This is a genomic window from Longimicrobium sp. (assembly GCF_036388275.1).
Lineage (GTDB): Bacteria > Gemmatimonadota > Gemmatimonadetes > Longimicrobiales > Longimicrobiaceae > Longimicrobium.
This window is the reverse complement of the sequence record NZ_DASVSF010000110.1, coordinates 222397-247813: the sequence shown is the minus strand read 5'-3', so window position 1 is coordinate 247813 and position 25417 is coordinate 222397. Positions and strand designations below refer to the sequence as shown.

Annotated in this window: 23 protein-coding genes; 2 read left to right on the top strand and 21 right to left on the bottom strand. The window is 71.6% G+C overall.

The features are described 5' to 3' along the window. Positions 1-116: 116 nt before the first annotated feature. The 4 genes from VF632_RS26200 to VF632_RS26185 are packed head-to-tail and all read right to left on the bottom strand — an operon-like array spanning position 117 to position 3985. Positions 117-2036, bottom strand: a complete 1920-nt coding sequence (locus VF632_RS26200; RefSeq protein WP_331025906.1) for a pseudouridine synthase — start codon at positions 2034-2036, stop codon at positions 117-119. Further along, positions 2011-2583 carry an SMC-Scp complex subunit ScpB gene (gene scpB, locus VF632_RS26195; protein ID WP_331025905.1) on the bottom strand — a complete coding sequence of 191 codons (573 nt, stop codon included), beginning with the start codon at positions 2581-2583 and terminating at the stop codon, positions 2011-2013. Before scpB ends, VF632_RS26200 begins: the two co-directional genes overlap by 26 nt. After that, positions 2580-3320 carry a segregation and condensation protein A gene (locus VF632_RS26190; RefSeq protein WP_331025904.1) on the bottom strand — a complete coding sequence of 247 codons (741 nt, stop codon included), beginning with the start codon at positions 3318-3320 and terminating at the stop codon, positions 2580-2582. Before VF632_RS26190 ends, scpB begins: the two co-directional genes overlap by 4 nt. Next, the gene (locus VF632_RS26185; RefSeq protein ID WP_331025903.1) at positions 3320-3985 is read right to left on the bottom strand and encodes a site-2 protease family protein; all 666 of its coding nucleotides are present in this window, start codon (positions 3983-3985) and stop codon (positions 3320-3322) included. Before VF632_RS26185 ends, VF632_RS26190 begins: the two co-directional genes overlap by 1 nt. 157 nt (positions 3986-4142) lie before the next feature. On the opposite strand from VF632_RS26185, the gene rpsT reads away from it, so the two are divergent. Beyond that, positions 4143-4400 carry a 30S ribosomal protein S20 gene (rpsT, locus tag VF632_RS26180; protein ID WP_331025902.1) on the top strand — a complete coding sequence of 86 codons (258 nt, stop codon included), beginning with the start codon at positions 4143-4145 and terminating at the stop codon, positions 4398-4400. Between the two features lie 416 nt (positions 4401-4816). Here rpsT and VF632_RS26175 read toward each other — a convergent pair whose 3' ends face one another. The 6 genes from VF632_RS26175 to VF632_RS26150 form a co-directional block, all read right to left on the bottom strand. Next, the gene (locus VF632_RS26175) at positions 4817-5944 is read right to left on the bottom strand and encodes a Ran-binding zinc finger domain-containing protein (RefSeq protein ID WP_331025901.1); all 1128 of its coding nucleotides are present in this window, start codon (positions 5942-5944) and stop codon (positions 4817-4819) included. Positions 5945-5966: 22 nt separating this feature from the next. Continuing rightward, positions 5967-7088, bottom strand: a complete 1122-nt coding sequence (locus tag VF632_RS26170; protein ID WP_331025900.1) for a 3'-5' exoribonuclease YhaM family protein — start codon at positions 7086-7088, stop codon at positions 5967-5969. Then, entirely contained in the window at positions 7085-8383 is a 1299-nt protein-coding gene (locus VF632_RS26165; protein WP_331025899.1) for a dihydroorotase, read from the bottom strand. Before VF632_RS26165 ends, VF632_RS26170 begins: the two co-directional genes overlap by 4 nt. After that, complete coding sequence (locus VF632_RS26160; RefSeq protein WP_331025898.1) at positions 8380-9357, bottom strand: aspartate carbamoyltransferase catalytic subunit; 978 nt, start codon at positions 9355-9357, stop codon at positions 8380-8382. Before VF632_RS26160 ends, VF632_RS26165 begins: the two co-directional genes overlap by 4 nt. Further along, the gene (gene pyrR, locus VF632_RS26155) at positions 9357-9911 is read right to left on the bottom strand and encodes a bifunctional pyr operon transcriptional regulator/uracil phosphoribosyltransferase PyrR (protein WP_331025897.1); all 555 of its coding nucleotides are present in this window, start codon (positions 9909-9911) and stop codon (positions 9357-9359) included. Before pyrR ends, VF632_RS26160 begins: the two co-directional genes overlap by 1 nt. Before the next feature lie 774 nt (positions 9912-10685). Further along, positions 10686-11279: a class I SAM-dependent methyltransferase gene (locus tag VF632_RS26150; RefSeq protein ID WP_331025896.1), complete on the bottom strand. Its 594-nt coding sequence runs from the start codon at positions 11277-11279 to the stop codon at positions 10686-10688. Between the two features lie 217 nt (positions 11280-11496). On the opposite strand from VF632_RS26150, the gene VF632_RS26145 reads away from it, so the two are divergent. Next, positions 11497-13104: a patatin-like phospholipase family protein gene (locus VF632_RS26145; RefSeq protein ID WP_331025895.1), complete on the top strand. Its 1608-nt coding sequence runs from the start codon at positions 11497-11499 to the stop codon at positions 13102-13104. Between the two features lie 10 nt (positions 13105-13114). Here VF632_RS26145 and VF632_RS26140 read toward each other — a convergent pair whose 3' ends face one another. The 11 genes from VF632_RS26140 to VF632_RS26090 form a co-directional block, all read right to left on the bottom strand. Beyond that, the gene (locus VF632_RS26140; RefSeq protein ID WP_331025894.1) at positions 13115-14254 is read right to left on the bottom strand and encodes a glycosyltransferase family 4 protein; all 1140 of its coding nucleotides are present in this window, start codon (positions 14252-14254) and stop codon (positions 13115-13117) included. Continuing rightward, positions 14251-15450 (bottom strand): glycosyltransferase family 4 protein, encoded by a 1200-nt coding sequence (locus tag VF632_RS26135; RefSeq protein WP_331025893.1) that lies wholly within the window; start codon positions 15448-15450, stop codon positions 14251-14253. Before VF632_RS26135 ends, VF632_RS26140 begins: the two co-directional genes overlap by 4 nt. Before the next feature lie 39 nt (positions 15451-15489). After that, positions 15490-16695, bottom strand: a complete 1206-nt coding sequence (locus tag VF632_RS26130; protein WP_331025892.1) for a glycosyltransferase family 4 protein — start codon at positions 16693-16695, stop codon at positions 15490-15492. Between the two features lie 22 nt (positions 16696-16717). Further along, positions 16718-17554 carry an FkbM family methyltransferase gene (locus VF632_RS26125; RefSeq protein WP_331025891.1) on the bottom strand — a complete coding sequence of 279 codons (837 nt, stop codon included), beginning with the start codon at positions 17552-17554 and terminating at the stop codon, positions 16718-16720. Positions 17555-17811: 257 nt separating this feature from the next. Further along, a complete protein-coding gene (locus VF632_RS26120) occupies positions 17812-18018 on the bottom strand; it encodes a hypothetical protein (RefSeq protein ID WP_331025890.1) in 207 nt (68 codons plus the stop codon). 23 nt (positions 18019-18041) lie between these two features. After that, positions 18042-19652: a hypothetical protein gene (locus tag VF632_RS26115; RefSeq protein WP_331025889.1), complete on the bottom strand. Its 1611-nt coding sequence runs from the start codon at positions 19650-19652 to the stop codon at positions 18042-18044. Continuing rightward, entirely contained in the window at positions 19649-20650 is a 1002-nt protein-coding gene (locus tag VF632_RS26110) for a glycosyltransferase family 2 protein (protein ID WP_331025888.1), read from the bottom strand. The genes VF632_RS26115 and VF632_RS26110 overlap by 4 nt, the downstream gene beginning before the upstream one ends. 156 nt (positions 20651-20806) lie before the next feature. Continuing rightward, positions 20807-21748, bottom strand: coding sequence for a class I SAM-dependent methyltransferase (locus tag VF632_RS26105; RefSeq protein WP_331025887.1), 942 nt, complete (start codon positions 21746-21748; stop codon positions 20807-20809). Continuing rightward, positions 21745-22884: a glycosyltransferase gene (locus VF632_RS26100; RefSeq protein WP_331025886.1), complete on the bottom strand. Its 1140-nt coding sequence runs from the start codon at positions 22882-22884 to the stop codon at positions 21745-21747. Before VF632_RS26100 ends, VF632_RS26105 begins: the two co-directional genes overlap by 4 nt. Beyond that, complete coding sequence (locus tag VF632_RS26095) at positions 22881-24188, bottom strand: hypothetical protein (RefSeq protein ID WP_331025885.1); 1308 nt, start codon at positions 24186-24188, stop codon at positions 22881-22883. Before VF632_RS26095 ends, VF632_RS26100 begins: the two co-directional genes overlap by 4 nt. A 109-nt stretch (positions 24189-24297) precedes the next feature. Beyond that, positions 24298-25413 carry a glycosyltransferase family 4 protein gene (locus tag VF632_RS26090; protein ID WP_331025884.1) on the bottom strand — a complete coding sequence of 372 codons (1116 nt, stop codon included), beginning with the start codon at positions 25411-25413 and terminating at the stop codon, positions 24298-24300. Between the last annotated feature and the right edge of the window lie 4 nt (positions 25414-25417).

Sequence of the window (25417 nt, the reverse complement as noted above, 5' to 3'; positions counted from 1 at the left end):
ATGGATACGGCGGTGCAACGGCATGCAGGATGGTGCCGACGCGCACGCTCCACAAGAGCCGCGATTCGGCGGGTGCCCGGCAGCCGCGGTGGATACCGCGGCTGCCGGGCGGCTCGTCAGCGGCCCTTCTTGCCTCCACCCTGGCCGGGACGCCTGCCGGGGCCCTGCGGCTTGGCTCCGGGCCGACCCGGCTTGGCTCCGCCCGGCTTGCGACCGCCGGGCTTGCCCCCACTCGGCTTCGCGCCGCCGGGCCTGCCGCCCGGGCGCGCACCCGCCGGACGATCGCCGGCGTGCACCGCGCCGTCAAGCTGCGGACCGGCTCCCCCCCGCCCCGCCGGCGCCGAACGCGGACGGCGCTCCGTCACGAAATCGTCGTCGTCGTCCACGGGGCGGCGCCCCGGGCCCGGCCGAGGGCCACGCGACGCAGGCTGATCGCGATCCTGCCGCGGCGCCCGCGTGCCCCAGTCCACCGGTCCCTTCTTCGGCCGGTCGGCAGGACCACGGGTCGGGCGATCGGCCCCACCGCGCGCGGGCCGATCGGAGCCGCCGCGTGCCGGGCGGTCGTCCCGATCCTGGAAGTCACGGCGAGGACGATCCGCTCCACCGCCCGCCGGCCGATCGGAGGGACCACGCGTCGGGCGATCGGCGGGACCACGCGCGGGGCGATCAGTCCCACCGCGGGCGGGTCGATCCGAGCCCCCGCGTGCCGGGCGGTCGTCGCGGTCCTGGAAGTCGCGACGAGGGCGATCCTCCCGGTCCGAGCCTCCACGGCCGGGCGCGGGGCGGTCGCGATCGCCCGGGAGATAGGGGCGATCCGTCGCTCCACGTCCCGCGCCCGTCCTGGGCCCACGTGCGGCGGGACGGTCCTCGGCGGAGTGATCCGCGCGTCCCGGACCCGTCCGGGGCCCGCGTGCCGCCGGACGTTCATCCGCCCCGCGGGTCGGGGTGGACGCACCACGCTTGGGCCGGGCATCGCCGCCGCGCGGCTTGGCGTCGCCCCATTCCTCCGCGTCCCAGTCTATGGTGATCGGCGTCCGCTCGCGCGGCGCCGGAGCAGCCTCGTCCCGTTCGAACGAGCGGCCTCGCGGCGAGCCCCGCTCCGGCCCACGCCCGCGCGCCGGCTTTTCCTCGCGTTCCGGCTTTCCACGCGCGGTCCGCGGCGCGTCCTTGCGGCCCGGGCGCTCGGCCTTGCCGCGCGCCGGGCGATCCTCCGCCTCAGAGCGCACGCGCTTGGCCTTGGGAGCCTCCGCCTCTGCCGCCGGGGTACGCCGGGCGCCCTTGGGGCTGGCCTGCGCGTCGCGCACCTGCACCAGCTCCTCGGGCTGCACCACGCGCCACTTGCCTTCGGGGAGCTCGCCCAGGTCGATGGGCCCGAAGCGGCGGCGGACGAGGCGCAGGACGGGGTGGCCCACCGCCTCCAGCATCCGCCGCACCTCGCGCTTCTTGCCCTCGCGCAGCACCAGCTTCAGCCGCGACTGCCCGTTCCCCGCCGGCCCGATCAGCCGGGCCGACTCCGCCTGGGCCACGCCGTCCTCCAGTTCCACCCCCTCCACCAACTGGCGCAGCGCCGCGTCGGTCGGCTTGCCGCTGGCGATGACGTCGTACTCCTTGGTGATGCCGAAGCTGGGATGGAGAAAGCGGTTGGCCACGTCGCCGTCGTTGGTCAGCAGCAGCAGCCCCTCGCTGTCGCGGTCCAGCCGGCCCACGTGGAACAGGCCGTGGAACTTGTCCGGGATCAGCTCGTAGACGGTCCGGCGGCCGAACGGGTCCTGGCGGGTGGTGACGTAGCCCGTAGGCTTGTGCAGCGCCAGCCAGGTGGTGGGCGCCACCTTCACCTCCACGCCATCCAGCTCCACGCGGTCCACACCCGCCACCACGCGCGTGCCCTGCGCGGTGACCTCGGCGCCGTTCACCTTTACGCGGCCATGCTCGATCATCTCCTCGGCGGCGCGGCGCGAAGCCAGGCCGGAGCGGGAGAGAAATGCCTGCAGGCGCAGCGACTCGCCGCGCTTAAGAAATCCCGGCTGCTTCGCCATTCGTGTCCCTCGGTTCGTCCCGCCGCGCCAGCACGACGGGAAGCTCCTCGGAGCGTGGCAGGTCTGCCAGGCTCCGGAAGCCGAAATGCTGCAAGAAAAAGGGCGTGGTGCCATACAGCAGCGGGCGGCCCAGCCCCTCGCCGCGGCCCACCACCTCGATCAATCCCCGCTCCTGCAGGGTCTTCAGAACGCCGCCCGCGCCCACCCCGCGGATCTCCTCGATCTCGGCGCGCCCCACGGGCTGGCGGTAGGAGATGATGGCCAGCGTTTCCAGCGCCGGCCCCGACAGCCGCTGCGCGCCTGGAACGGAGTCGAAGCGCTCCAGCACCGGCGCGAACTCCGGCCGCGTGAGCAGCTGGTAGCCGCCGCCCACCTCGAAGACGGTGAACGCGCGCCCCTCGCGGTCGTACTCGGCCCGCAGCTCGGCGATGGCGGCTTCCACGCGCTCCTCGTCCAGCGCCTCGTCGGCGCGGGCCAGGTCCGCGGGAGAAAGCGGCGACTCGCTGGCGAACAGCAGCGCCTCGATCACGCGGCTGGGGCGGATCACGCCGCGTCGTCCCTGGCGTGAAAGATCCAGAGCGGGGTGAAGGGGCTGGCCTGCCGCACGCGCACCACGCTGCGCTTGGCCAGCTCCAGGCAGGCCAGCAGCGAGGCCACCGCGTGGATGCGCGTGCCCCACGGCTCCACGATCCGCGCGAACTCCACGCGCCGCAGCTGCTCCAGGAGCGCCATGATCTCCTGGATCTTGTCTTCCATCTTCACTTCGCGCCCGCGCACGTGGTGCACGATCTCGGGCGCGTTCAGCCGCTCTCCCAGGCGAACGAGCGCGTCCCACACCTCGTCCCACTCCGTATCCAGCGGCAGGTCCGCCAGGCGCGGCGCGGGGCGCGCCTCCACGAAGCCGCGGGCGAACAGGCGGGCGCGCTCGCGCTCGGAGCGCTCCATCAGCTGGGCGGCCTCGCGAAAGTGCTCGAACTCCAGCAGGCGGCGCACCAGGTCGGCGCGCGGGTCCTCGGTCTCTTCGTCGTCCACGCGGCGGGGAAACAGCATCTGGGCCTTGATGCGCACCAGCGTGGCCGCCATCTCCAGGAACTCCCCCGCCCGTTCCAGCTCCAGGTGCTCCACCGCGCGGATGGCCGCCAGGAACTGCTCGGTGATCTTCGCGATGGGGATGTCGAAGATGTCGATGTCCTGGTTGCGGATCAGGTGCAGCAGCAGGTCCAGCGGCCCGTGGAACCGCTCCACGTCGATGGAGAACGGGTCCTGCGCCGCGACCACCTCCATCAGACGGGGATACCGGCCGGCAGCAGCAGCACCCTGGAGATCCCCTGAATGACCGGCCAGATCACGCTCAGGGCACGGGTGAGCACCAGCGCCCACAGGATGATGAAGCCATACGGATAGAGCTGGCGGTACGACGCGGCGGCCTTGGGAGGCAGCAAATGATACATCACGTGCGATCCGTCCAGCGGCGGAATGGGCAGCAGGTTGAAGATGATCAGGCCCACGTTGCCGACCACCCCGAACCACAACATCTGAAGTGCGATCTGGGCTGTCTCTATGCCGGAGTCGGGCAGATTCGGACCCACCACACGCACCAGAAGGAACGCGAGGATGGCGAAGAAGACCGCCAGGATGGCGTTGGCGCACACCCCGGCGATGGACACCAGGATGTCGCCACGCTTGTAATTTCGGTAGTTCCGAGGATCGGTGGGCACCGGCTTGGCCCACCCCAGCAGCGGCATTCCGCTGCCGATGGCCAGCGCGGGAAAGACGAGCGTGCCGATGATGTCGACGTGCGCGGCCGGGTTCATGGTCACCCGGCCCTGCTTGTACGCGGTATCGTCGCCCTGCCGCAGCGCCACCCAGGCGTGGGCGAATTCGTGCGCGGTCAGGGACAGCAGCAGGATGGGAAGAGCAAGGAGAACGGCTTCGAGGTTGAATTGCATGCGCGCAAGCTACGCGTGGCCTGAGAAGTTGTCAAAACGGCGCGGCGGCGGGGTTGACAGACGGGGCGTGAAGGCATAATGTTGGGGCTTCCTGTTTTCTGGACAGCTACGAAACCTTTCGGTGCCGGGCGGCGCCGATTCCGTTGGAGGAGAAGCCTTGCCGAACGTCAAGTCCGCCGAGAAGCGGATGCGGACCAACGAGGTCCGCGCCGAGCGCAACCGTCAGTTCCGTTCGCGTCTGCGCACCGCGCTGAAGAAGGTGCGTTCCGCGACGAGCGCCGATGACGCGACTCCCGCGTTCCGCGAGGCCGCTTCGCTGCTGGACCGCGCTGCCCGCAAGCGCATCATCCATCCGAACAAGGCCGCGCGCGCCAAGAGCCGCCTGAGCGCCCGGATCGCCGCCATCGCGGCCTGATCCACGCACTTTCGGAGCACCGATACCCCGCCGACTCACAGGTCGGCGGGGTTTTCGCGTCCCCGCCGTCCTCTCCTCCACACCGAAAATCTGTCATCCAGAGGCCCAAGCGCACCGCACCGGCCCGTACTCCGTCCCATGCGGGCCGAAGGATCTAGCCTGAGCCACCACTGAACTTGGGCGCGGCAGCGGCACGAAAGTCCGGTACTCGGATTCCACTGTAGGCGCGCGCCCCAGCCTGCACGGGCGAATGAATTCGCTGCAACAACCACACGAAGTCCACCTTCGTGGACTGGCTTGCTGCGGTGTGAGTTGAAGTCTGCGGCGCGACCCTGCTTGAGCAAAGAAGCCCGCCAAACTCGGCGGGCTTCTTCACTTTCGCACTTCCGCACTTCCGCACTTCCGCACTCACGCACTCACAACTCTGACCCGCAGATCTCACAGTACCATGAGTGCGGCTCGTTGATCGCCCCGCACTCCTTGCACAGCAGCGGCTCGGCGCGGCCTGCAGTGCCCGGCGCGGCGGCGGGCGGGGGCGTCGCAGCGGGAGGTGCAGGGGTCGCGGCTCCCCCGATGGAGGCCGGCGGGGCGGCGATGGCCCGGTCCAGCTCTTCCAAGAACGCCAGGTCGTCCGCGCCCAGGTCGCCCGTCGGGGGCTCGGGCGTGCGGGCCGACTCCTCGATGTCGCGAAGGAAATCCAGCCCCGCATCCTCTTCCACCGCGGCCGCGGGAGGAGGCGTCCACGTCTTCGCGGCCTCGTCGATCCCTTCCAGCCAGGGCAGCCCCTCGTCCACGTCGGCCGTCTCCTGCGGGGGGCCGAACTCCGCGCCGAAGGGGTCCCAGTCGTCCGCGCCCGCCGCCTCCGCCGCCGCGACGGTGTCTCCGGTACTTGCGGCCAGCGGCTCGTCCGCGGGGGCCAGCGACTCCGGCGAAACCGGCGCGGGCTCCGCGTCGGGGAACGACGGCTCCCAGTCGTCCTCCACCTCGGCGGCGGCGGGCGGTGCCGCCGGCGGCGCGGGAGCGGCCGGCGCCGGTGCGGGCGCGGCGGCAATGGGCAGGGCCGGGGTGGCCGCCGTGGTTGGAGCCGGAGCGGAGGCGCGGGTGGCGGCGCCTGCGATGTCGGCGGCGAGGGCCTGCAGGCGCTCCACCTCGCCCCGCGCGTGCACCAGTGCCTGGTCGGCGCGGGCCACGGCCTGCTCCAGCTCCGGGCGCTGCCGGTTCCACGCGGCCTCGTCGAGCTCGCCGATCAGGTGCCGCAGCTGCACCTCGTCCATGATGTCGGCCGCGTGGGCGCGCTGCTGCTCGGCCGCGTCCAGCGCGCCCCGCTGGGCCTGGAGGTCGGCCTCGATCTCGTCGCGGTGCGTGGCCAGGTCTTCGTTGACGCGGCGCAGCCGGTCGGCGTAGTCGGCGCGCACGCGCTCGGTGGCGCGGCTGGATGCCTGCGGCGCCACCTCGTCCAGGCGGGCAATCCACTGGTTCAGCTGCTCGCGCTGCTGGATCAGCTGCAGCACCGGCGAACCGGCGATGGGGTTCTGTTGGCTCATCTCGTGGTTTCCGTCCGTTGCGTCAGCCGCGGAACATGTCGAGCATCACGTCCTTCACGAACGCCTGGGGCGAAACGGGCTCCAGCACCGCCGGGGGCGGCGCGTCGCCCAGGGGCTCGGGCGGGCGGTACAGGGCGCGCTCCAGGTGCCGGTCGAAGCCCGTCCAGGCGCCAGGCTCCAGCGCCGACACCATCGCCATCCCCGAGTTCATCTTGGCGTCCAGCTCGTCGGCCGCGTGAAGGAGGATGGCTTCGAGCGTCATGGGAATCTTGGGGCTGGCCCACTCCAGCTTGCCCTGGTGGCTCGCGATCAGGTGCTGCAGGTGAAGCAGCTGGTCGGGCCGGAAGCCGGGAATGCTCTCGGCCTCGCGCGTCACCATCTGCAGCCCCAGCAGAATGTGCCCCAGCAGCTGCCCCTCGTCCGTATACGAAAAGGTGCGGCGCGCCGCCAGCTCCTTCACCTTGCCGACGTCGTGCAGCAGCGCGGCCGCCACCAGCAGGTCGCGGTCCAACACGGCGCCCTGCTCGCGGTAGTGCGCGCACATCCGGTCCGCCGCCCTGGCGACGGACAGCGAGTGCTCCAGCAGCCCGCCCAGGTACGCGTGGTGGTTGCGCTTGGCGGCGGGGTGGATGCGGAAGGTGCGCCCCAGCGGCGTCTTGCCCCCCACGCACCGCGCCAGCAGCGTCCGCAGCGGAGGATCGGAGACGGTGGCGATCAGCGCGTCCAGCTCCCGGCACATCTGCCCGCGGTCGCGCGGGGACGCGGGGAGGAACATCGCCAGGTCGTCGTCCGATACCTCCAGCGGCTCGATGAAGCTGATGGTCAGCTGAAGCTTTTCGCGGTAGCTGCCCACGCGGGCGCGCACGCCCACCACGTCGTCGGCCGCGACGAGGCGGTCGCAGCGCTCGGCGTCGTCCCACATCATGGCGGCCACGCTGCCGGAGGCGTCGCCCAGGACGAACTCCAGGAACGGCTTGCCGGCCTTGGTCTCGCGCCGGTTCTTCTCGTGCACCACGTAGCACGCGATCACCTCGCGGCCGTCGTCGCGAAGGTCGCACACGCGCGGCCACGGGTACGCCGGCCCGCAGAACGCGCGCGGGTCCACGCGCGGCGGCAGGAACGGCCTGGGCACCACTTCCCTCATCCCTGCTTCCCTTCCAGCTGCCAGGCGGTTTTGCCACCCACGATGGTCATCACCGCCCGGCAGCGCAGCTGGCGCCCTCCGAACGGCGTGTTGCGGCTCATGGACAAAAAGGTCCGCGGATCTACCGTCCACTCGATGCGGGGGTCCAGGATCGTCACGTCCGCCAGGCTGTCCACGGCCAGCGATCCCAGCCCCGCCAGCGACATCGACCGTGCGGGCGCGCAGCTCATCCGCTCGATCAGCGTGGCCAGTTCCATCAGCCCCGTCTCCACCAGCTCCGTGTAGCTCAGCCCCAGCGCCGTCTCCAGCCCCACGATGCCGTTGGGAGCGTCCTCGAAGGCCTGCTCCTTTTCGTCGTAGTGGTGGGGCGCGTGGTCCGTGGCGATCACGCACAGCGTTCCGTCCGCCACGCCCTGCCGCACCGCGTCGCGGTCGGCGGCCGAGCGGAGGGGCGGGTTCATCTTGGCGTCGGTGCGGTACGCCTCCACCGCCGCGTCCGTCAGGGTGAAGTGGTGGGGCGTACCTTCCGCCGTCACCCGGACCCCGCGCGCCTTGGCCTCGCGGATCAGCTCCACGCCGCGGCGGGTGGAAACGTGCTGCACGTGGAGCCGCCCGCCGGTGAGCTCGGCGAGCATCAGGTCGCGGGCGATCATCACGTCCTCGGCCGCGTTGGGAATGCCCGTCAGTCCCAGGCGGCTGGCGATGATCCCCTCGTTCATCGACCCGTGCCGCGACAGCGTGGGATCTTCCTCGTGGACGGCCACGGGCAGGTCGAACGTGAGCGCGTATTCCAGCGCCATCCGCAGCATCCCGCCGCTGACCACGGGCTTGCCGTCGTCCGTCACCGCCACGGCGCCCGCCGCCATCATCTCGCCGAACTCGGTGAGCTGCTCGCCCAGCTGCCCCACGGTGATGCACCCGGTGGGGAAGACGCGCGCGGCGCCGGCGGCCATCCCCTGCGCCCGGACGAAGCCGACCGCGGCGGGATCGTCCACGGGGGGATCGGTGTTGGGCATCGCCACGACGGCGGTGAACCCGCCCGCCGCGGCCGCGCGCGCGCCGGAGCGGATGGTCTCCTTGTGCTCCTGCCCCGGCTCGCGCAGGTGCACGTGCACGTCGATCAGGCCGGGGGCGACGACGAGGCCGGACGCGTCCAGCGTCTCGGCGCCCTCCGGCGCGTCGAGCCGTTCGCCGATTGCAGCGACGCGCCCGTCCGCCAGCAGCACGTCGCCGACGGCGTCCAGCTTCTGCGAGGGGTCCACCACGCGGCCGCCCCGGATCAGCAGGGGCCTCATTCGGCGCTCCCCGTGGAACGCACCGCGGTGGACTGCTCCGGCGCGTTGCCGGCCAGGAGGTACAGCACCGCCATCCGCACCGCCACGCCGTTGGTCACCTGCTGAAGGATCACGCTGTGGGGGCCATCCGCCACGTCGCTGTCGATTTCCACGCCGCGGTTCATGGGGCCGGGATGAAGGATCAGGAGGTCGCGCGGGGCAGCCTCCACCCGCTCGCGCGTGACGCCGAAGACGCGGTTGTACTCGCGCAGCGAGGGGATGAAGCCGCCCTTCATCCGCTCCAGCTGCAGGCGAAGGACGTTGAGCACGTCGGCCCACTCGATCGCCTCTTCGATGCGCCGGAACACGGTGACGCCCAGCTCGTCGACACAGGCCGGGAGCAGCGTCGCGGGGCCGCAGACGGCCACCTGCGCGCCCAGCTTCCGCAGCCCGTGGATGTTGGAGCGCGCCACGCGCGAGTGAAGCACGTCGCCGCAGATGCACACCTTCAGCTGGTCCAGCGGGCCGCGGTGGTCGCGGATGGTCAGCAGGTCCAGCAGCCCCTGCGTGGGGTGCTCGTGCTTGCCGTCGCCCGCGTTGATGACGTTGCTGGCGATGCGCTCGCCCAGGAACTGCGCGCTTCCCGAGGCGCCGTGGCGGATGACCACCATGTCGATGCGCATGGCCTCCAGGTTGCGCGCCGTGTCGACCAGCGTTTCGCCCTTGGCGACGGACGAGCCGGTGCTGGAGATGTTCACCGTGTCGGCGGCCAGGCGCTTTTCGGCGAACTCGAAGCTGATGCGGGTGCGGGTGCTGTTCTCGAAGAAGGCGTTGACGATGGTCTTGCCGCGCAGCACCGGCACCTTCTTGATGGGCCGCTCCGAGATTTCCTTGAAGTTGTCGGCCGTGTCCAGGATGGCCGTGATCTGCTCGCGGGAAAGCCCTTCCAGCCCCAGCAGGTCCTTGCCCAGGTACGGCACCGTCGGATGCGCCATCAGCCGGCCGCCTCCGGCGAAACCAGTTCCACGCCCAGGCTGCCGTCCACCTCGGGAACCAGCACCTCCACCCGTCCGCCCCGGGGCACCTCCACCCGCCGGCCCACCACGTCGGCCTGGATGGGCAGCTCGCGCTCGCCGCGGTCGATGAGGACGGCCAGGAGAATGCGCGCCGGCCGGCCGAAGTCGGCCAGCTCGTCGAGCCCCGCGCGTACGGTGCGGCCGGTGTACAGCACGTCGTCGACGATCACCAGGTGCCGCCCGTCGATGCCGCCGGTGGGCAGCCGCGTCTGCCCGACGACCGGGCGCGGGCCCACGGTCATCAGGTCGTCGCGGTACAGGGTGATGTCGAGCGACCCGGTGGCCGGGGCCTCGCCACCGGCCGCGGAGATGGCGTGGGCGATCCGGTCGGCCAGCTGCACGCCGCGGCGCTCGATGCCCACCAGCAGCAGGTCGCCCCCGCCGGTGATGCGCACGATCTCCTGGGCCATGCCCGCCAGGACCCGCTCCACCTCGGCGGCGTCCATGAGCGTGCGGCGCTGGGACTCTGCCATCGATACGTTTCGGGGTTCCGGGAAGGGGGTCCGGGACGGAGTGTGGATTCCGCGAAAGTTACCCCGTGGTGCGGGCGGGTGTCAACGCGGAACACCAGCCGACACGGGGCGGATGCGAGGGGCCGCCTCCGCCGACCCCGACCCTTGGAAAACTGCGCCGGGAGAGGGGAGCACTTCAAAGCTGGAATCTGTCATCCAGAGGCCCAAGCGCGCCCCGCTTGCCCGCAGCACCCACTCCGCGGGCCGAAGGATCTCGCTTGGAACACGAACAAACCTGGGCGCGGCAGCGGCGCGGAATGCAAGGCCTCGCCGGTACCGTGCAGCGGAAAGCGAGAGAACTCGATCCCGCTTCGGCAGGTGCGGCGCGCGGGCGGGCGCCCCCCATCCCCAACCCTTCCCCGCAAACTGCACGGGGGAAGGGAGCTAGTGCCGTGCGTGAGGTTGGTTCTGGTGAGTGGGCTGGGTTGACGGGTCCGGGCGTTTCGACGTGAGCCGGCGCATGCCCCGGCTGCCCTCTCCCCCGGCCCCTCTCCCGCAAGCGGGAGAGGGGAGAATTCGATCGCGCTTCGGCAGGTGCGGTGCGCGTGTGGGTGAACCCGGACGGGACGCGCAACGGGGTTCGCGGCGCTCGAGCGAACCGGCACATAGCCGAAGCCTCACCCTGAACGGCGTTGCTGGCCGTTCGGGGGTGAGGCTTTTAGCGGTTGCCGCTGCGGATTCATCAACGCTTCCATCTCCTGGCTGGAGCGATCGCCCCAGCCAACTCGATCCCGCTTACGCCACCGCGCGCGGGCGCGCCACGTACAGCTGCGCCGGGGGAATGTTCAGCGGCTCGAAGGTGCGCGTCACCTGGCCGAACGCGCGCTCCAGGTGCATTCCGATCGATGGCGAGAACTGGTACACCAAGAAGGCGCCCTGCGGGTTCAGTACCGCGTTGGTCTTCTGCAGGATGTCGGCGCGCACTTCGGGCGGCATGGTGCTGAACGGAATCCCCGAGATGGCGTAGTCGGCCCGGTCATGGCCCAGCTTCTTGAGCTCCGGACCGACGTCGGCGGCGGAGCCGTGCACCACGTGAAGACGGGGATCGGGCACGTTCTCGCGCAGGAAACGCACGAAGTCGTCGTTCATCTCGATGACGATCAGCTTCGCGTCGGGATGCATGCGCTTCAGCACGTGCGTAGTGATGGTGCCCACGCCCGGCCCATATTCCACGATCACCCGGGCACGGTTGAAGTCCAGGTGCTTCAGCAGCCCGTCGATGAGGAACCGCGAGCTGGGGATCACGCTTCCCAGCATCCGGGGATGCTTCAGGAAGTTGCGGGCGAACAGCAGCATCTGGTCGCGCCGCGACCCGGTCGTCTTCTGCACTCGAACCAATCTCCGCGAAAAGGATGCACAGCCTCCGCCGATCCCAGGCGAAGCGCGATGGGTGCGTCTTCTGCAAATCTGGGACTTGCGCGCGGTTTGCACCAGCACTCCCGGTGGCGGCTGGTGCTCGTGGACGGCGTCGCGTCTTGACCGGTGGCCGTTTGCGACCGATCATTCCCCCGCCCTCCGCCACACCGCTCCCTGCTCCCAACCCGCCATGACCGAACTCTCCACCACGCGCCCAAGCGCCGCGAAACCCGCTCCGTCGGCCGTTCAGCACCCCGAAGCGCGCCCGCTGGGGCCACTCGCCATTTCCTTCTCTGGTGGCGGATACCGTGCGGCGGCGTTTCACCTAGGAACGCTGCGCCTGCTGAACCGCGCGGGGCTGCTGAAGGATGTCGTGGGTCTGTCCACCGTCTCCGGTGGGTCCATCGTGGGGATGGCCTGGACGGTCAGCCTGCTGGACGGGGTGCCGTTCGACAAGTTCGACGCGTCCTTTTCGGACTTCGTGCAGCGCACCAACGTGATCGGCCTGGCGCTGGACGACCTCACCTCGCGGCGCGCGGAGCACCAGGGCGAAATGCCCAGCCTGATCCGCTCGGCCGCGGACGTGTACGCCGACCCGGCGCTGTTCGGCGAGCGGCGCTTCGGCGAGGTGCTCGACGCGGCGCCGGAGAGGCTGCAGCTGCAGGAAGCCATCTTCAACTCCACCGAGTTCCACACGGGGGTGGATTTCCGGTTCCGGCGCAGTCCCGACCCGCTCGCCCCCATTGGCAATGGCGAGTACCGCGTGGGCAGCGAGGTGGCACGGCACATCCGCCTCGCCGACATCGTCGCGGCCTCGTCGTGCTTTCCGGGCGGGTTCGAGCCGTTCGTCTTCCCCCAGCAGTTCCACTGGCCCGCCGACTTCCCTCTGCCGAACGCGCTGCAGGCGCTCGGGCCGAAGTTCGGCGCCCCCGGGCTGCCGCTGATGGACGGCGGCATCTACGACAACCAGGGCGTCGATTCGCTCGTGGAGGTGTACGACAAGACCCCCGCGGCCACCCTGCTGATCTCCGACGTCAGCGTAGACCAGGACAACATCTACAACGTGCCCGCGGCGCCCCGGCGCCGCGGGTTCCTGACGCTGAACAGGCTACTGCTGGCGGGATGGGCGGTGTTCCTGCTGACCCTCGTCTCCCTGGTGGTGTTGGGGATGCACGCCGCGGCCGAGCACAGGGCCGGCGAGCTGACCGGGCTGGACGTGGTGGTCTACGGCTTCGTGTCTGTACTGATGCTGGTGCTTGCCGGTGGGCTGGCGTGGGGACGGAAGATGGCGGGGCTGGCGGAAAAGAAGATCCACGACAGCGTGGGCGTGGAGGCATGGCCCGCCCTGCGTCGGCTCACGGTTCCCGAGATCATCTCCATGGCCGGCCTGCGCGCGGGCTCACTGCTGAAGCTCACCTCGTCCATCTTCATGCAGCGCGTGCGGCAGCTGGTGTACGACCACGTCTACAGCGACGAAAAGTACACGGGCAGGCGGATGGCGAACGCCATTGACGTCCTCGCTTGCGACCAGTCCGAGCTGTACAGGGCTCACCCGTGGCTGAAGCCGCGCCCGGCGCTGCTGGACAACGTGAACCGGGCCGCAAAGATGGGGACGACCCTCTGGTTCGATCAGAACGTCCAGTTCCGGCCGCTGGTGGATGTGGGCGAGGCGAGCGTCTGCTTCGTGCTGCTCAAGCACCTGATCGAAGACAAACCCGCTCACGCCGTCCCCGGCACGCCGGCCAACCACCTGTTCCAGACGCTCAAGGGCGAGTGGTCCAAGTTGAACGAGGCCTGAGGCATTTCCGTCAGCGGCGGGAGCGGAGAGCGACGCTTTCCCGGTAGACTCCAAGCGTGCGCTCGGCGGTGGCGCGCCAGGTGAATTGCCGCGCGGATGCGCCCGCGTGGCCCGCCATGCGGCGGCGGCTGGACGCATCCACCATCAGCCGGCGGATGGCGGCGGCGAGGGCGGCAGGATCGCGCGCGGGGACCATCATCCCGTTCTCGCCATCGCGCACCACCATCGGCGCGCAGCCGACCGGGGTGGCAATCACCGGGAGTCCCTGGCTCATCGCCTCTACCACCACCATCCCGAAGCCCTCGTACGTGGAGCACATCACCAGCAGGTCGTGCTCGCGGTAGTGCCGCATCACCTCGTCCTCGGGGGCGCGCGGGATCACGCGAACGAATGGGCGCGCGGCGGCAGGAAACGACTCCAGCACGGCGGATTCTGGAAGCCCGGGGCCCAGGATGGTCAGCCGCGGCGCGTCGCCCGTTTCCGCGAGGATCGCCATTGCGTGGGCCAGGTAGGGGGCGCCCTTCACCGCGTCCCACGATCCGCAGAACAGCACCCCCTGCCCTCGCGGTGCGTCCAGCGGCGGCGCGTCGGCCAGGAACCGCTCGGACACGCCATGCGCCACCACGTGCACGCGGTCCCGGGGCTGCCACCCGCGATCCAGGGCGAAGTTCCGATCTCCCTCGTTCAGCACGATGAGCGCGTCCGCCAGCCGGGCCGCGGCGGCTACCTGCGGCAGGCGGACCGTGGGATAGTAGATCCGCCGCGTCCATCCCTTGGAGGTCAGCCCGTCTGCCGCGTCGTCCAGCGTGCGCCGGTAGTTCAGGTGCTCCAGCCCATGCGATCGGCTGATGACGGCCGGTCCGCCACCCTTCTCCCGCCGCAGCGCGAACAGCCAGCCTTCTCCGCTGGCCACATCCACCACGTCGTACGGCCCCCGCTCGCGGATCGCGCGGCGGATGGCCCGCTCCGTCATCCGCGCGGACACGACCTGCCGCACCCGCCAATTCTCGGGCGTGTCGCCGATGTCCGGGCGCAGGAGCACGTCGCACTCGTGCCCCAGCTCGCGAAACGACTCCCCCAGCTTGTAGTAGACCTTGGCCGATCCCAGCAGCGGGTCCGCCGGATAGTCACCGACGAGAAGGATTTTCACGCTGCCCCGCCGTCTTCATCCGCCAGCAGGCGCTCCACCGTGCGCCCGATTCCAAACTCCCGCTGGTAGAAGGCGCGCACGTTGGCCCGCAATTCGTCGAGGTCGCCGCTTTCGAGGAGCAGGTGTGCGGATGTCAGCAGGCTGGCGGCGCGCTCGCCCTGTGCCTCCGCGTCACCGGGCGCCGCGTGGGACACGGCCAGGCTAAAGATGATGCTGCCACAGCCAGGTCCGCGCGTCGTAACCGTCGGCACCCCGTTCGCCAGGCACGCCATCAGCGTCGTCCGACGCGTGTCGGCCCCGTCCGGGTACGGCTGAATGGCGACGCCAGCCGCCTGGAGATGAACAGAAACGTCGTCGGGGGATTGATAGCCGGGCGCGACCACGTTGTCGCGGAACCGTTCATCGATTGCACGCAGCCGAGCGGCGAAGTCGGGGCCGCGGTTGCCCAGCAGCAGGATGCGGGCGTCCGGACGATACCCGATCAGCGCCTGGAGCGCTCGCGTCAGGGCAGGCCCGATCTGGTCGCCATAGGTGCCGAAGTGCGCGACAATCGGCCGTCCAGCGCCCACTTCCTGCCGGATGCGCGCAACCCGTTCGGGATCGTCGACGACGGGAATCGTGGATGGGATGGGGAGAACCGTGAAGGTGAGCCCCGGGGGCGCCAGGGCCGCGAGCAGCGGTTCCCACACGCGCGTGGAGACGTACGCGCGAGTGCTGGCGCGGAGCAGCGTCCTCGCCATCAGCCGATTGATAGCCGCCAGCAGGTTGCGCTGCGGCCGCTGCCAGCCGAAGGGGAAGTACGGCTCGTGAAACATCACCCGCACGTCGTCGCCCGCGCGGCGGCGCGCGAGCAGCCACCGTGTGAACGGCAGGTTCATTCCGCGCATCCCCCACGCCTGCGGGGCGTACTGCACCAACAGCCGCCGGGGAGCGGGATGCCGGTCCAGCGCCTCGCCCAGCCGCCGAAGTGCGTCCCCCCCCACCCCGCCCATCGCGTGCACCGCGACACCGTCGGCCTCGCTGTCGGACGCGGCGGATGCGGCGGATGCGGCGGATGCGGCGGATGGCGTCCACACGTGCACCTGGCGCCCGTGGTCCGCCAGCGCCCGCGCAAGCAGGCGCGTGTAGTCGCCGATGCCGCCTCGGTCCGGCGGATACTCGCCCGTGAGCAGGTGCCAGGCTGGCTTTTCAGTCACGCGCGAAGGTGGATTGGGGTCAGCGCCGAAACGGAGGCGTCAGGTGCCGGGAGGCAGGCTGGCGAACACGCCCTGGCCGGCGGCCTCGGCCAGCACGCGCTCCACGGAGTCCAGGTGGCGGATGAGCGACATGCGTTCCGCGGCCAGGCGCGCGCCGGCACGCATGCCTCGTAACGCGCCCGGGTGGCGAACCGCGCTCACCAGCCCCGCAGCCAAGGAATCGGCCGTGGGTGGATCGCCGGAGACCAGGATTCCGTTCACGCCATCGGATAGCCACTCGCCGATCCCGCCCACGTCGAAGGCGATCGAGGGCACGCCGAACACCCCGGCCTCCAGCCCCACCAGCCCGAACGGCTCCGGCCAGACGCTGGGGACGGCCAGCAGCGACGCGGACCGCAGCAGCTCCGCCTTGTCCGCCTCTCCCACCCAGCCCGGAAAGTCGGCGTCCACGCCCAGCGAGGCGGCCAGTCGCGCCCACTCCGCGCGCCGCGGGCCGTCGCCCGCCATCGTCAGGGCGATGGCGGCTCCCGTCTGCTCCTTCGCCTGCGCCGCGGCGCGGATGAGCAGGTCGCCGCCCTTCACCGGCGTCATTCGCCCGAGGAACGCAACGCGAAACCCCTCCGGCGGGTCCACCGAGTAGCCCCCCAGCGTGGGAAAGAGCGGAAGGGCGTGCACGCGCTCGGCGGGAGCGCCGTTCCGCACGTATTCGTCGCGCATGTGGCGGCTGGCGGTCACCACCGCGGCGTACTCGCTGAAGAGCTCGTTCTGCTCGTTGGCCCAGCGGTACTGGCGCGCCACGTAGCCCAGGCGCAGCCGGCCGCAGCGGCGGGGGCCGTAGATGGCCAGGCAGCCGGGCCCCAGCGGCTTTCCGCAGGTCTGCGGACGCGGCCACAGGTGCGCCTTCTGCCCGCTGACGCAGGTGCCGAAGTAGCCGTGCATGAACTTGACGACGGGCACCGAATCCGCCAGCCGCCAGTCCACCTCCAGCGGGCGCATGTTGTGGACGAACGCCACGTCCGGCGCCCACGCCAGCGCGTCGGCCAGGGCGGCGTCCATCCCCCGCTCCTCGATGCCGAAGTGAGGTGCCCCGGCCGGTGCGGGCGATGGCGCGTCGGGGCGGGGGCGATCCTGGTGAAGGAACGCGACGTCGTGCCCGCGGGCCTCCAGCCCCGGCATCACGGCCGCGAGGTAGGCCTGAACGCCGCCCGCGTCGCCGATGCCGTCGTTCGCGAAAAGGATGCGCACGCTTACGCGGCCCGGCGGGCGCTCACGCCCGCACCAGGCGCAGGCACTCGCCCTCCAGCGCCCAGGGATCGTCCACGTCGCGCAGCGGCTCCGCCCGCAGCCCCTGCAGGCGGAGTTCGGCCCTCACCTCGTCGGCGGACAGGCCGCGCTCGCGCCAGACGGTGGGGTGCATCTCCACGAACAGCGCCAGCCCCGCGCCTGCCCGGGCGATGGTCTGGCGCGCGCCGCGCAGCGCCTCCAGCTCGAAGCCCTCCACGTCGATCTTGATCAGCGTGGGGGTGATGCCATGCGCGGCGCAGAACGCGTCGATCGTCACCGTCTCCACCGTTTGGGTCCCCGCCTCGCCCGCGGCGGCCAGCCGGCTCGTCCCATGGTGCCCCGCGCCGATCAGGGCCGCCGTTCCCGCCATGTCCGACACGGCGGCGCGCACCGGCGCCACCACGTCGGCCAGCCCGTTCAGCTCCACGTGCCGGCGCAGCCCCTCGAACGCCTCGGGCGACGGCTCGAAGGCGAACACCCGTCCGCCGGGCCGCACCCACTGCCCGAAGAGCAGCGCATAGGCGCCGGCGTTGGCGCCCACGTCCAGCGCCACCCCGCCCGGCGCGGCGGCGGCGCGAAAGGCGGCGTACTCCACGTGGTTCCAGCTGACGAACCGGTACTCGGGAAGCACGCGCACCCGTTCCCCGCCGGGGAGCACCGATTCCACGCCGCGTCCGCCGCCCAGCAGGGCGTGGTACGCGCCGCGCAGCCAGCGCCGGGGACCACTCTCGGGAACCAGGCGCGCCACGACCGCACCCACCACTTCCAGCGGCGAGCGCCGGCGGTACGCGTGTCCCTCGGCGGTCTCGATCGGCGTCATCCGGCGCGCTCGCGGTCCAGAGTCATTATCCAAACAGCCGAGTCAGCAGTTCGTCTCGGCTGATCTCGAAATGATCGGCGATGCCGTCGAGGATTGCTGCGAGGGTTCCCACGGTGATCGGCCTGTGGGCGGGAACCGTGACGCTATGGACGCCGTTATGTTGAGTCGGATGTGACTGCCCTTCTGGCGCACGGTCTCGTAGCCCAGCCGCCGAAGCGCTCGGGTGAGTTGCTGTCCGTCGATGTCGCGTGGGAGTTTCACGCGGCCAGCACCTCGTCCCGCGTGAAATGCAGCCGGATCACGCTCGGACCCTCGTGTTCATCGAAGTGGCAGCGCACCGCATCTCGGACCATCTCCCGCAGTTCTGCGAGCGTGTCTCCTTCGGTGAAGATGGATTCTCCCAGTGCGCGAGCACGGTACCCGCCCTCTTCTCGCTCTTCGACGACGAAAATCAGTTCAGTCATTCGTTCCTCCTGGTCGGCGTCATTCAGCTCACTCGTGGTGCAGGGTGCGGCCCCGCGTCCGCCGGCTCGATGTCCACGACCTCGTCCGGCGGCGACGTGAAAGGTGATACGGCATCAGGCGGAAGCAGCCGCAGGTGCACCAGCACGGGGCGCACGCGTTCGGGAAGCGGCAGGCCGGCGTACAGCGGCCTCATCGCCCAGAGGTAGAGGACGCCCAGCACGGGAGCCGCCATCAGCGGGGGCCACACCGACGCCCTCCATCCCATGATCCCCACGCCCAGCCCCAGCAGAAACAACACCGCCGCGCGGGCGCTCCACGGGCCCAGCGCGCGCCGCCAAAGGGCGGTCGAGCCGAGCCCCGTCACCTGGTGCAGGTACCGCATTCCCAGCGGGTACGCCACCGCCGCCGTGCCGATGACCCCCGCCGCCGCCACGCCCGCGGTGCCGAACTGGCGCCCCAGCCAGATGGCGGCAAGCACGTGGACGATGCCCTGGGCGATGGAGACGGCGCCGATCTGCACCCGGGCGCCCAGCGTGCTGGCCGTCACGAACACGGCGTGCCCCAGCGACAGCGACAGCACCCCGGCGGCGAGCAGCGCGTTGGTCACCAGCCCCGCGAACCGGTCGGGCCCCACCCACAGCGCGACGAAGCTGGGGTTGAAGGCCAGCACCGAACACGCCACCGCCCCCGAGCCGATCAGCGTCAGGCGGAAGATGGAAACGACGACCTCGTTGGTGCGCTCGCGGTTGCCCTCGCCCCGCAGCTGCGCTAGCCCCACGAGCCCCGCGTCGGGCATCTGCCAGCTCATCTGCGTCAGCACGTCGCCCAGGCGCGCCGTGAGGGCGAAGGTGACCGCCGCGGCGGGGCCGGCCACGGACAGCAGGATCAGCGTGCTGCTGGCCGACACCATCCGCCACCCCAGCCCGCCCGTCCAGGCGCCGATGCCCTGCACCGTCACGTCCCCCAGCCGCCGCGCGGTCGGAAGACGCCATCCGCGCAACAGGTCGGGAGCGATGGTCCACAGCCGAACCAGGCTGGCGACTCCGGACACCAGCGCAGGGATGGTCGCCGCGGCGGCCAGTGCGTACAGCCCCTGCCCGGCGGCCAGCAGCACCACCAGCAGCACCACGTTCAGCGCGGACTGGGCGATGCCCAGCATGCCCAGGAAGGTGACGTCCTGCAGGCCCAGGAGCACCGAGTGGAAGACGCGGACGGGGTACACAGCCGCCGTTCCCGCCACCAGGAACAGCAGCGGCTTCATCACCGTCGCCCGCTGTTCCGGCGTGACCCCCGTAAGGCCCGGGGCAAGGGTCAGCAGCGCCAGGCTCAAGGCGGCGAAGAGCACGGCCGCCAGGATCGCCGCCAGGCCGCCGGTGGCCACCAGCCCGCGCATCTCGTCGCGGTCGGCGCGCCCGTCCGCCTCGGCCACCAGCCAGGGGAGCACCGCCAGCACGCCCAGGTCGGCCATGGCCGAATACGCCACCAGCTCGCCGAAGCCCAGCCAGACGCCGTACGGCTCGGCGCCCACGCGCGACAGGACGAACGGAACCACCAGGATCCCCGCCGCCAGCGCCACCCCGAACTGCAGGTAGCCGAAGGTGGCGGCGATTCCCGCGCGACGGGTGCGGCTCACGCGGTGCGCCGGCCGGCGGCGTAGCGCGCAACCTGCCGCAGCGCCGCCGCCCACCCCTGCGCCGTGGCCCGGCGGCGCCACGACTTGCGTGGCCTGCCGTGCTCGCGGCGGATGGCGTCGCTCCAGCGCTCGTAGAAGAGCAGCCCGTTGCGAAGCCCGATGGCCTGCCGCCCGGCGGACGGCGTGCGGGCGTAGGTGGTGCTCAGCTGGTGCACGTACGCTTCGTCGCGCTCATAGCCATGCGCCGCCACCCGCCACCCCGCGGCCCTGATGCGATAGCACAGGTCCGACTCGTCCCACTCGGTGGGGCGAAAGGCCGGGTCCAGCACGCCCACGCGGTCCGTGCACGCCTTGCGCACCACCCAGGGCCGCACCACGCCGTCCACCTCGTTCAGCCGCACCCAGTTGAGCGGCGGCGGCCCGATGGTGCTCTGCACGCGGCGCCAGTCCACGGTGTCGTCCCAGGTGCGCACGGGCTCGTCCACGGGGGAAAACGTCAGCCCGCGGCTGAGCGCGAGCAGGCCGATGTCGTCGTAGGCGCGAAAGGTGGCGATCAGCTCGGGGATGAACCACCCGGCGAGCAGGAACATGTCGTCGTGCCAGCTCATCACCAGCGGCGCGCGGGCGTCGGCGAGGCCACGGTTGGTGCACACCAGCTCGTGCGCGTCGTTCTCGTGGATGACGCGCAGCGGCGGCCCTTTCCAGCCGCCGGCGACCAGGCCGGCGAGGTACTCGCGGGTGCCGTCGGTGCAGCCGTCCTCGACCACGACGATTTCCACCGGCTGACCGGCGGCGTAACGGGCCCAGCTTTCCAGCCCCTGCTGCAGCACGGGCTGGTTGTTGTGCGTGGCGATGACGACCGTCAGCTCCGGTGCGCGCGGCGGGGGTCCCTCACCGGCTTGAGGCGTCTCGACCTGGGCCGGCGCAGTCCGCGGCTGCCCTCTCCCCCCGGCCCCCTCTCCCGCGAGCGGGAGAGGGGGAGAACTGCACCAGGCCATGGCCGCGCTCCGGGCTTCCACCCACACTCGAGCAAGCCAGTCTGCGAAGGCAGACTTCGTGTGGTTGTTGCAGCGAATTCATTCGCCCCAGCACAGCCGGGACCCACACCCCATCCGTTCGCCACGAATCTACCGCCCGTCGCCGCTTCGATCCCCCTAATCCCCCGCCCTGGCGTACGCCTGGAGGTTCAGGGCCAGCGGCGACGAGGGGCCCAGCACCCGCGAGGCGGCGTAGGCCGCCAGGCGCCCGGCCCGGCTGGGCCGCGATCCGAACAGCTCCGGCGCGGCCGGGCGCACCTGCACGTCCACGAATCCCGCCCGCTCCAGCGCGATCGCCAGCGCGCGCGGGGTGAAGTGCGACACGTGCACCAGGTTGTCGGCCACCGTGGGCCGGTAGCCGGGCCGCAGCCGGGCGCGCAGCAGCTCCTTGCGCAACTGGTTGGGGCCGTGGGGTACCTTTACCGCCACCCACCCCCCCGGCGCGACCACCCGCCGCACGGCCTGCAGCGCCCCCACCGGCTCGGGGATGTGCTCCAGCACGTCCGTCAGCGTCACCGCGGCGTATCGGCGCCCCTCCTCCGCCAGGTCGCGCAGGTCCGCGCGGTGGACGGGAAGGCCCGTGGCGCGGGCGGCGTAGGCGGAGGTGCGCGGATTCAGCTCCACGCCCTCCGCGCGCCAGCCGGCCCGCGCGGCCAGGTGGATGAAGCGCCCCACGTGCGCCCCCAGGTCCAGCAGCGTCCGCTCCCCCGCGGGCACACGAGCCGCCAGGTCGCGCAGCACCTCGCGGAAGATGGCGTCCTTGGCCGTGGAGTGGAACTCCGAGTCGATCCACTCGTCGGACCAGCGCTGGTCGTACATCCGCCCGAAGTAGTCCGGCAGCGTGGGCATGGCGCGGGGCTGGCCGAAGCCGCACCCGGCGCAGCGCACCAGGTCCACCGTCGCGCCCGTGTACGCCGCCAGCCCGGGATCCTGCTCGCGGTACCCCTCGAACTCGAAGATGGCACGCGTCACGGGCGCCAGCGCACGCGCGCCGCAGACCCAGCACGCATCCACCAGGGCGAATCCACCGGGCTGCATCGACTCCGTCGACTGCGTCATCGGGCCGCCTCCACCCGCTGGGCGATGGACCGCGCCATGTCGTCCCAGGTCCAGAGACGCATCTGCGCGGAGAGCGCCAGCGCGGCGGAGCGATGCCCCTCCAACCCGTCCCGCCACGCGCGCAGCCGCCCGGCCACGCCCTCCGCGTCGTCCGGGTCGGGAATCAGCAGCCGGCGCGCCTCGCCCCCGATGCGCTCCGCCACGCCGGCCGCCTCGCTGACCAGCACGGGAAGGCCGCAGCAGACGGCCTCCTGCACGGCCAGCCCGTACGCCTCGTACCGCGTGGGCGAGGCCAGGGCGTCGGCGGCCCACAGCAGGCGGCGCACGTCGGGGTGAAATCCCAGGAACTGGATGCGGTCCGCCAGCCCCGCCTCCGCCGCGCGGCGGCGCCAGCGGTCCAGCTCGCTGCCCGCGCCCGCGACGGCCAGCCGCGCATCCCACGATCCGCCGGCAGACAACAGCCGCCACGCCTCGAACAGCGTGTCGAACCCCTTCCGCCGGTCGCCCAGGGCGCCCACGAAGGCGACGGCCGGAACGTCGTCGTTCCACCCCAGCGCCCCGCGCGCGGCCCGACGCTCGTCCGGCGACGGCGGACGGAATCGGTCTCCGTCGGTGCCGTAGTAGACGACGTGAACCGCGGCCGGGTCGCCGCCCAGCAGCTCGGTGGCGTGCCGCGCGGTCAGGCGCGAGTTGGCGACGATCACCCGGGCGCTGCGCACGGCCCGGGCTTCGTCGGCCAGCGCGCTCCGCCGGGCCAGGCGGTCGATGCCGCGCCGCAACGGCCGCCCCGCCACGCGCGGCTCGTACGCGGCGTGGACGTAGTGAAGCCACACCGCGCCCGCCGCCCGCGTGTTGCCGCCGTTCCCCAGCACCGCGGGGTCGCGGCCCGCCAGCGTGCGCGCGGCGCGCCGGCCGGCCCGGTCCAGCAGCGGAAAGCCCAGCAGGTGGCTTCCCAGCGGCCGGGGAACGTGGTGAACGTGCAGGTTGGGCTCGTGGACGAGGTCGTCGGCCACGCGATGCGCCACCACGTGCGTCTCGCGCCCGCTGCGCGCCAGCCAGCCGGCCAGCGCGTGGTTGGCCGCGTCCATTCCCCCCGTGCGGACGAAGTCGCCCGCCACCACCGCCCAGGGCCTCACCCAGGCGCCTCGGCGGCGAGCGCGGCCTGGCGCGCGTGGCGGGCCGCGGCGAACAGCGTGGCGTTCAGCAGCCAGAACTCCATCCCCGACTGCGAAACGAAGATGGGATACGAAAAGGTGAGCGCCAGGGCGCCGACGGAGTACGCCATCACGATGGCCGCCCAGAACGGAAGGTCGTGCGACTCGGGCCCGGGCGGGCGGGCGCGCGCAATCCGCCACGTGGAGATCAGGCACACACCCACGGCGAGCAGGTAGGTGAACAGCAGGGGCGCGCCGCCGTCCACGATCCACCCCGCCCACTGGATCTCTACCCAAATGTTCTTGCCGGGCGCGCTTCCGCCGAAGTAGGTGGCCGTCATTCCCCAGTGCCCCAGCCCCTCGCCGAAGGGCGCGGCCGGAAGGGTTTTCATCAGCGCGTCTTCCAGGAAGCGGCCGCGGTTGTCGTAGTACACCTGGGTGGGCCGGGCCTGCACCAGCGACGCCATGCGGTTGGTGACCGCCGCTCCGGCCATGTTCACCGCCATCACGTAGCCCAGCAGCAGCATGCCGATCACCCCGAACCCCAGCATCGACAGGCGCTTGATGTCCTTCCTCCATACCAGCACGGCGCCCACGGCCAGCAGCGAGATGCCCGTCATCACCGCCAGCGAGCGAACCTGGGAAAGGTACAGGCAGGCGGCGCCCAGCACGATGCTCGCCAGCGACGCCCCGAGCGCGAGCGGAGTGCGGCGGGTGAGGAAGAAGCCCACGCCCAGGAGCACCGCGTACAGTCCGGACACCGCCGCGCCTCCGGGAACGTCGGTCAGCCCCATGGGCCGGAACACGCGCTGGCCGGTGGCGGTGGTGATCTTGAGGCTTTCGACGTAGCCCTTGCCCTTGGACTGCACGACGGTCGAGAGCGGCGGCTGCAGCGTTCCCGGGCGGTACACCTGCACCACGCCGATGGCGGCGCTGAAGGTGTGGAACGCCCACAGCACCATCACCGTCTGCCGCAGCGCGCGGATGTCGATGGCGGTGAGACGCGGCACCCAGAACAGCGGCGCCAGCACCGCGCCGTACAACGCCACCTGCGCGACCCCCGCCGCGGACGACGAGGTTTCGGGATGGAAGATGCAGACGCCCAGGATGGCGAACACGAAGATGGCGGGTCCCCGGGCGGGATGGGCGGAGCCGCGCCCCCGCAGCAGCGCCAGCAGCCCCAGGCTCGCCCCGAACGCGGCCATGCGCACCAGCACGCGCACGCCGGCCAGCCCGGAGATCAGCATCAGCTGGCAGGCGAGCTGGAAGACGATGAACGCCGGCACCCAAGGAAACGGCCGGCTGGGGCGCCGGCGCGCACCGCGATACGGCACCGCGTAGGGAACTGGGTGCGCCGCAGTGTTCACGACGGCCCCCCTGCCGAGCACGCCTCGCTCATCCCTGCCCCGCCGCCGCCAGCACCTGCCGCATTCGCTCCGCCTGTCGATGGGGATCGCACAACGCCCGCGCCCGCGCGGGACCCGCCGCGCCCAGCTCCGCGCGTCGGCCGGAACTCCCAGCCAGTTCGCGTAGCGCCTCCGTCAGCGCGTCCACCCGTCCAGGCGCAACCAGGATGCCTGTCGTGGAGTCGACCGCCTCGAGCGCGCCTCCAAGCGCGGAGGTGACCACGGGAAGCCCCGCGTACATCCCTTCTACAAAGGCGATGCCGAACGCGTCGGGCGAAAGGTTCGGCTGGCAGAGCACGTCCGCCGCCGCCATCAACCGGGGCACGTCCGCGCGCTCGCCCAGGAACCGCACCCGCCCCGCGATTCCGGCCCCTTCCGCCAGTGCGCGCATCCCGGCCAGGTGCGCCGCCTCCCGCGGGCCCGACGCGCCACCCGCGATCCAGCACGTCCACCCCTCCACCTCGCGCATCGAGGCCAGCGCATCCAGGAGAACGCGGTGGCCCTTGGCGGGGTCGAAGCGGCTCGCCATCAGGAATACGACGTCTTCGATGGACGTGTCCAGCTCCAAACGCACCTCCCGCCCTGACGCTGGCTCTACCGTCGGCGGCGGAACCGGCGGATACACCACCTCGGCGGGAACGTGCGGCCACAGGCGGTCCAGCGCGGCCTGGGCGAAGCGGCTGGTGCAGATGGCAAGGTCCGGGGGCGTGCGCCTGGCCAGCCGGTCGGCCCAGGTGCCGCCCCGCACCACGTCGTGAAGCCAGAATACGAGGGGAACGCCCCGGCCGCGCGCGACCGGGGCGAAGATGCCGTGCGCCCAGGTGGAATGGCAGACGACGACGTCCGGCCGGCTGGCCCGGATCACCCGCGCCAGGCGCGACCGCGCCCGCAGCGCCGTCCACGGCCGGCTGACGCGGACGGGGCCCAGCAGCTCCACCCGCGCATCCATCCGCCGCAGCTCGTCCGCCAGCCGGCCGTCGAAGGAGAGCGCGAACGATTGCTCCAGGCCGTCCACGCGCGCCGAAGCCAGGGTGGCGAGCATCCGCTCCACCCCGCCGTACAGGTTGCCCGCGTACACGTGAAGAACTCGGAGCGGATGCGGCAACTGG

What these genes read in the sequence shown, in the direction of transcription:
- VF632_RS26200 (WP_331025906.1), bottom strand. Translation starts at nt 2,036, where the DNA reads ATGGCGAAGCAGCCGGGATTTCTTAAGCGCGGCGAGTCGCTGCGCCTG.
- VF632_RS26190 (WP_331025904.1), bottom strand. Translation starts at nt 3,320, where the DNA reads ATGGAGGTGGTCGCGGCGCAGGACCCGTTCTCCATCGACGTGGAGCGG.
- VF632_RS26185 (WP_331025903.1), bottom strand. Translation starts at nt 3,985, where the DNA reads ATGCAATTCAACCTCGAAGCCGTTCTCCTTGCTCTTCCCATCCTGCTG.
- VF632_RS26175 (WP_331025901.1), bottom strand. Translation starts at nt 5,944, where the DNA reads ATGAGCCAACAGAACCCCATCGCCGGTTCGCCGGTGCTGCAGCTGATC.
- VF632_RS26170 (WP_331025900.1), bottom strand. Translation starts at nt 7,088, where the DNA reads ATGAGGGAAGTGGTGCCCAGGCCGTTCCTGCCGCCGCGCGTGGACCCG.
- VF632_RS26165 (WP_331025899.1), bottom strand. Translation starts at nt 8,383, where the DNA reads ATGAGGCCCCTGCTGATCCGGGGCGGCCGCGTGGTGGACCCCTCGCAG.
- VF632_RS26160 (WP_331025898.1), bottom strand. Translation starts at nt 9,357, where the DNA reads ATGGCGCATCCGACGGTGCCGTACCTGGGCAAGGACCTGCTGGGGCTG.
- pyrR (WP_331025897.1), bottom strand. Translation starts at nt 9,911, where the DNA reads ATGGCAGAGTCCCAGCGCCGCACGCTCATGGACGCCGCCGAGGTGGAG.
- VF632_RS26145 (WP_331025895.1), top strand. Translation starts at nt 11,497, where the DNA reads ATGACCGAACTCTCCACCACGCGCCCAAGCGCCGCGAAACCCGCTCCG.
- VF632_RS26125 (WP_331025891.1), bottom strand. Translation starts at nt 17,554, where the DNA reads ATGACGCCGATCGAGACCGCCGAGGGACACGCGTACCGCCGGCGCTCG.
- VF632_RS26120 (WP_331025890.1), bottom strand. Translation starts at nt 18,018, where the DNA reads ATGACTGAACTGATTTTCGTCGTCGAAGAGCGAGAAGAGGGCGGGTAC.
- VF632_RS26110 (WP_331025888.1), bottom strand. Translation starts at nt 20,650, where the DNA reads ATGGCCTGGTGCAGTTCTCCCCCTCTCCCGCTCGCGGGAGAGGGGGCC.
- VF632_RS26105 (WP_331025887.1), bottom strand. Translation starts at nt 21,748, where the DNA reads ATGACGCAGTCGACGGAGTCGATGCAGCCCGGTGGATTCGCCCTGGTG.